6 protein-coding genes are annotated in these 5,561 nt (G+C 71.7%); 3 read left to right on the plus strand and 3 right to left on the minus strand.

The features are described 5' to 3' along the window. Positions 1 to 136: 136 nt before the first annotated feature. Positions 137 to 1,414 (minus strand): MDR family MFS transporter, encoded by a 1,278-nt coding sequence (locus tag AC07A6_RS38240; RefSeq protein ID WP_478780192.1) that lies wholly within the window; start codon positions 1,412 to 1,414, stop codon positions 137 to 139. Positions 1,415 to 1,552: 138 nt separating this feature from the next. On the opposite strand from AC07A6_RS38240, the gene AC07A6_RS38245 reads away from it, so the two are divergent. Next, entirely contained in the window at positions 1,553 to 2,311 is a 759-nt protein-coding gene (locus tag AC07A6_RS38245; RefSeq protein ID WP_362473343.1) for a phosphoglyceromutase, read from the plus strand. Positions 2,312 to 2,389: 78 nt separating this feature from the next. On the opposite strand, the gene AC07A6_RS38250 is transcribed toward AC07A6_RS38245, so the two are convergent. Both AC07A6_RS38250 and phoU read right to left on the minus strand, forming a co-directional pair. After that, positions 2,390 to 2,539, minus strand: coding sequence for a hypothetical protein (locus AC07A6_RS38250; RefSeq protein WP_165365008.1), 150 nt, complete (start codon positions 2,537 to 2,539; stop codon positions 2,390 to 2,392). 108 nt (positions 2,540 to 2,647) lie between these two features. Beyond that, positions 2,648 to 3,325: a phosphate signaling complex protein PhoU gene (phoU, locus tag AC07A6_RS38255; protein ID WP_007265512.1), complete on the minus strand. Its 678-nt coding sequence runs from the start codon at positions 3,323 to 3,325 to the stop codon at positions 2,648 to 2,650. Between the two features lie 203 nt (positions 3,326 to 3,528). Here phoU and phoR point away from each other — a divergent pair, with 203 nt between their 5' ends. Both phoR and phoP read left to right on the plus strand, forming a co-directional pair. Further along, positions 3,529 to 4,767 carry a two-component system sensor histidine kinase PhoR gene (gene phoR / locus AC07A6_RS38260; protein WP_007265513.1) on the plus strand — a complete coding sequence of 413 codons (1,239 nt, stop codon included), beginning with the start codon at positions 3,529 to 3,531 and terminating at the stop codon, positions 4,765 to 4,767. Between the two features lie 5 nt (positions 4,768 to 4,772). Then, on the plus strand, positions 4,773 to 5,444 hold the full coding sequence (gene phoP / locus AC07A6_RS38265; protein ID WP_466527820.1) for a two-component system response regulator PhoP: 672 nt from the start codon (positions 4,773 to 4,775) through the stop codon (positions 5,442 to 5,444). Positions 5,445 to 5,561 lie beyond the last annotated feature (117 nt).

Here is a 5,561-nt window from a genome sequence, read left to right on the forward strand (position 1 = left end):
TGAGGCGCGGGGGTCTGGGGGCGGAGCCCCCTGGGGGCACCTCCCAGCGGTAGCTGGGGGAGGAACGGGCGAAGGGCGGGTAGGGGACCTCGCCCCGCGCAGCGGCACCGGCACGCCCCCCGCCCCGCCCGCCCGGCTAGGCCTCGGCGGTCTGCGGGGTGGCCGGCTCCGCCGCCACCGCACCGCTGCCGGAGGCAGCCACGGCATCCGCCCCACCGGGAAGCCCCCGCATCAGCAGCCAGTACCCCGCCGCCGCCACCGTCCCCAGGACACCCGTGGCCCCCCACAGCCACCCCGCCCCGTACCGGTCGATCACGAACCCGGCCATCAGCGGAGCCACCAGCGCCGCCACCGCCCACGACATCGTGTACATCCCCTGGTAGCGCCCCCGCCCGTGCACCGGCGACAGCCGCACCACCAGCCCCATCTGCGTCGGCGAGTTCACGATCTCCGCCAGCGTCCACACGCACACCGTCAGCGCGTACGCCCACAGCGACCCCGCGAAGGCCGTCATCGCGAAGCCGTACCCCGCCAGCAGCGCCGAGATCACCAGCAGCCGGCTCGGGTCGCGGTGCTCGATGAACCGGGTCACCGGGATCTGGAGGATCACGATCAGCAGCCCGTTCGCCGCCACGACCAGCCCGTAGTCCCCCGGCGAGAAGCCCGCCTGGCCCATCGCGACCGGCAGGCCCACCGAACCCTGCGTGAAGATCAGCGAGATCAGGAACGACAGCCCGACCACCGCCATGAACCGCCCGTCCCGCAGCACGGTCCCCAGCCCGATCTCCGGCTCCGTCCCCTTCTCCGCCTCCTCCTTCACCGGACGCGACTCCGGCAGCTTCGCGAACACCAGCACCGCGCACAGCAGCGTCAGCGCCGCCTCGCCCAGGAAGCCGGCCAGGTAGCTGTACTCGGCCACCACGCCCGCCACCACCGAGCTGATCCCGAAGCCCAGGTTGATCGCCCAGTAGTTCAGCGCGAAGGCCCGCACCCGGTCCTCGGGCGGGACGATGTCGGCCATCATCGCGGAGACCGCCGGGCGCGAGGCGTTCGAGGCCATGCCCACCAGGCCCGCCACCGCCGCGATCGCCGCCGGGTGCTCCATGAACCCCAGCAGCGCCACCGACAGGGCCGTCGACACGTTCGCGGCCAGCATCGTCGGCCGCCGCCCCAGCCGGTCCGTCATCACGCCCGCCACCAGCGAGGACACCACCCCGCCCAGACCGTGCAGGGCGACCACGAGCCCCGCGAACGAGGCCGAATAGCCCCGGTCCAGGGTCAGGTACAAGGTCATGAACGTGGCGACGAAAGCCCCGAGCCGGTTCACCAGCGTGCTGGCCCACAGCCACCAGAAGGCGCGCGGCAGCCCCGACACGCTCTCCCGGGCAGCCCGTCTCAAACTGGCAGCGGACATACGGATTCCCCCGAAGACGTAAGCACCAATCGATCTCCTGGCACGTTACGAACGGGGCCCGCCGCCGTCCACTGGATTGACGCCGTCCGTCAATCGGGGGCGCGCGGGCGCCCTGCGGCGTCCACTAGGCTCGTACGCATGGCCGACGCACCGTACAAGCTGATCCTCCTCCGCCACGGCGAGAGCGAATGGAACGCGAAGAACCTGTTCACCGGCTGGGTGGACGTCAACCTCAACGAGAAGGGCGAGAAGGAGGCGGTCCGCGGCGGTGAGCTGCTCAAGGACGCCGGCCTGCTCCCCGATGTCGTGCACACCTCGCTCCAGAAGCGCGCGATCCGCACCTCCCAGCTCGCGCTGGAGGCCGCCGACCGCCACTGGATCCCCGTGCACCGCTCGTGGCGCCTGAACGAGCGCCACTACGGCGCCCTCCAGGGCAAGGACAAGGCCCAGACCCTCGCCGAGTTCGGCGAGGAGCAGTTCATGCTGTGGCGCCGCTCCTACGACACCCCGCCGCCGGCCCTTGAGGACGGCACCGAGTTCTCCCAGTCCGAGGACCCGCGCTACGCCTCCATCCCGCCGGAGCTGCGCCCGCGCACCGAGTGCCTCAAGGACGTCGTCGTCCGCATGCTGCCGTACTGGTACGACTCGATCGTCCCGGACCTCCTCGACGGCCGCACCGTCCTGGTCGCCGCCCACGGCAACAGCCTCCGCGCCCTGGTCAAGCACCTGGACGGCATCTCCGACGCCGACATCGCGGGCCTGAACATCCCGACCGGCATCCCGCTCTCCTACGAGCTCGACGCCGACTTCAAGCCCCTCAACCCGGGCGGCACCTACCTCGACCCGACGGCCGCCGCGGCCGCCATCGAGGCCGTCAAGAACCAGGGCAAGAAGTAGCCCGCAGCCGTACCCCGCGTACGCACGCCAGAGGGCCCCGTCCGGATCGGACGGGGCCCTCTCGGTGTCGTGGGCGGGTCAGCCGCCGCACTGGCACGGGGCGCCGGACTGGCAGCCGCAGCCGCAGCCCGAGCCGCAGCCGCAGGCCGCGAGCAGCGGGAGGCGCAGCGGCTCCGGGCGGGGCGGCTGCTCCTGTTCCGGGGTGATGGGGACAGGGGTCTCGGGCATGGTGCCTCCTCGCAGGCGGCGTACGGGAAGTCGTGGTGCCTTCGCCTCATTCATGCCCAGCCGCACCGGCGCGTCAACGGCGCATTGGGGCGTGCCGCGCGAAGGGGCTCAGACGCCCTCGACCTGCGTCGGCTGCTGCAGCTCGTCCGCGTGCTCACCCGTCACCAGGTACACCACGCGCTTCGCCACCGACACCGCGTGGTCCGCGAACCGCTCGTAGTAGCGGCCCAGCAGCGTCACGTCGACGGCCGTCTCGATGCCGTGCTTCCAGCGGTCGTCCATCAGGTGCTGGAACAGCGTGCGGTGCAGCTGGTCCATCTCGTCGTCGTCCTGCTCCAGCTGGAGCGCCAGGTCCACGTCCTTCGTGATGATGACCTCGGCCGCCTTCGCCATCAGGCGCTGCGCCAGCTGCCCCATCTCCAGGATCGTCGCGTGCAGGTCGCGCGGGACCGCCGTGTCCGGGAAGCGCAGCCGGGCCAGCTTCGCCACGTGCTGTGCCAGGTCGCCCGAGCGCTCCAGGTCGGCGCTCATGCGCAGCGAGGTGACGACGATCCGCAGGTCGGTGGCGACCGGCTGCTGCCGGGCCAGCAGGGCGATGGCGCGCGCCTCCAGGTCGTGCTGGAGGTCGTCGACCTTCTGGTCCGCGGCGATGACGCTCTCCGCGAGCTTCAGGTCGGCGTCCAGCATGGAGGTCGTGGCCCGGCCGATCGCGGAACCGACGAGCCGGGCCATCTCGACCAGGCTCTCTCCGATCGAGTCCAGTTCCTCGTGGTACGCGTCGCGCATGGTGTCCCTCTCCGGCCTGCTTGCCTACTGCTCGCTCGTGTGGGGTGTTCGGCCCCACGTTTACACGTTCGGTCGCCAACGCGTCCGACTCCGGCACCACAAATGAATCAACCCCGTCGTCAGGGTGAACTCTGGGCGACGACTGTTCGAGGTGCCACCCGAACGGCTGTGGAAGTGTCCGCGGGCCTGCTTAACCTGGACACATGGACGTGAACGCGGCGGTCGCCGCAGCTGCGGCGATCGCCGGTCTCTGCACCGGTGTCATCGCCATGCTGGCGTTCCGCTGGAGCGAGCGCGACCAGGCCCGCCCCACCCGGAGCTCCATGCGCCCCGACATCAACGCGGTGCTGCCGCCCGGAGTGGACACGGTCCTCTCCGTGCTCCGCTCCTCCGCCGTCGTCCTCGACGAGGGCGACGCGGTGGTCAAGGCCAGCTCTGCCGCGTACGCGCTTGGGCTGGTCCGCGGCGGGAAGCTGGCGGTGGAGCCCATGCTCCACATGGCCCGCGACACCCGCCGGGACGGCGAGATACGCCAGATCGAGCTCGACCTGCCCCGGCGCGGCACCGGCCGCGGCGAGGCCCTCGCGGTCTCCGCCCGCGTCGCCCCGCTGGGCTCGCGGCTGGTGCTTCTGCTGGTCGAGGACCTGACCGAGGCCCGCCGCATCGAGGCGGTGCGCCGCGACTTCGTCGCGAACGTGTCGCACGAGCTGAAGACCCCGGTCGGCGCGATCTCGCTGCTCTCCGAGGCGGTCATGGACGCGTCCGACGACCCCGAGGCGGTCACCCGCTTCGCGGGCCGCATGCAGATCGAGTCCACCCGCCTGATCAACCTCGTGCAGGAGCTCATCGACCTCTCCCGGGTGCAGAACGACGAGGCACTGGAGGACGCCGAGCCGGTACGGGTGGACACGCTCGTGGCGGAGGCCATCGACCGCTGCCGGCACACGGCCACCTCCAAGCAGATCACCATGGCCGCCGGCGGCACCGCCGACCTGCGGGTATGGGGCCACCGGGGGCAGCTGGCCGCAGCCCTCGGCAACCTGGTGGAGAACGCCGTGAACTACAGCCCCGCCCGCACCCGCGTCGGCATCGCCGCGCGCCGGGTGACCGCGCCGGGTGGAGACTTGATCGAGATAGCCGTGACCGACCAGGGCATAGGCATCCCGGAGAAGGACCGCGAGCGCATCTTCGAGCGCTTCTACCGCGTCGACCCGGCCCGCTCCCGCGCCACCGGCGGAACCGGCCTGGGCCTCGCGATCGTGAAGCACGTCGCGGCCTCGCACGGCGGGGAGGTGTCGGTGTGGAGCTCCGAGGGCCAGGGCTCCACGTTCACCCTGCGGCTCCCCGAGGCGGCCGCGCCGGCCCCGGCGACCGCCCCCGAACCCGCCAGACCCCAGCTTGACCCAGAACCAGTCATTCCTGCCCCGGAGGTCCTTCCGTGACCCGAGTGCTCGTCGTCGAGGATGAGGAATCCTTCAGCGACGCCCTGTCCTACATGCTCCGCAAGGAAGGCTTCGAGGTCGCCATCGCCGCGACGGGGCCCGACGGGCTCGACGAGTTCGAGCGCAACGGCGCCGACCTCGTCCTCCTCGACCTGATGCTGCCCGGCCTGCCGGGCACCGAGGTCTGCCGGCAGCTGCGCGGTCGCTCCAACGTCCCCGTGATCATGGTGACCGCCAAGGACAGCGAGATCGACAAGGTCGTCGGGCTGGAGATAGGAGCCGACGACTACGTCACGAAGCCCTTCTCCTCCCGGGAGCTGGTCGCCCGCATCCGCGCGGTGCTGCGCCGCCGCGGCGAGCCGGAAGAGGTCACCCCGGCGGCGCTGGAGGCCGGGCCCGTACGCATGGACGTGGACCGGCACGTGGTCACCGTCGCCGGGGCCAAGGTGGACCTCCCGCTGAAGGAGTTCGACCTGCTGGAGATGCTCCTGCGCAACGCGGGCCGCGTGCTGACCCGCATGCAGCTGATCGACCGGGTCTGGGGCGCGGACTACGTCGGCGACACCAAGACCCTGGACGTCCACGTCAAGCGCCTCCGCGCCAAGATCGAGCCGGACCCGGGCGCCCCGCGCTACCTGGTCACGGTCCGCGGGCTCGGTTACAAGTTCGAGCCGTAGGCCGCCCGGTCTCCAGCGTTCCTGGACAAAGGGGAGGGGGGGGGGGGGGGGGGGGGGGGGGGGGGGGGGGGTTCGGGTTGGGGTCTGCGGGGGGCTTAGTGGGTGGGAGGGGGGCAG

It is taken from the genome of Streptomyces sp. NPDC044002, assembly GCF_056434525.1.

Bases quoted from the DNA above. Each gene is read 5' to 3' on its own strand.
- AC07A6_RS38240 (WP_478780192.1), bottom strand. From the start codon at position 1,414: ATGTCCGCTGCCAGTTTGAGACGGGCTGCCCGGGAGAGCGTGTCGGGG.
- AC07A6_RS38245 (WP_362473343.1), top strand. From the start codon at position 1,553: ATGGCCGACGCACCGTACAAGCTGATCCTCCTCCGCCACGGCGAGAGC.
- AC07A6_RS38250 (WP_165365008.1), bottom strand. From the start codon at position 2,539: ATGCCCGAGACCCCTGTCCCCATCACCCCGGAACAGGAGCAGCCGCCC.
- phoU (WP_007265512.1), bottom strand. From the start codon at position 3,325: ATGCGCGACGCGTACCACGAGGAACTGGACTCGATCGGAGAGAGCCTG.
- phoR (WP_007265513.1), top strand. From the start codon at position 3,529: ATGGACGTGAACGCGGCGGTCGCCGCAGCTGCGGCGATCGCCGGTCTC.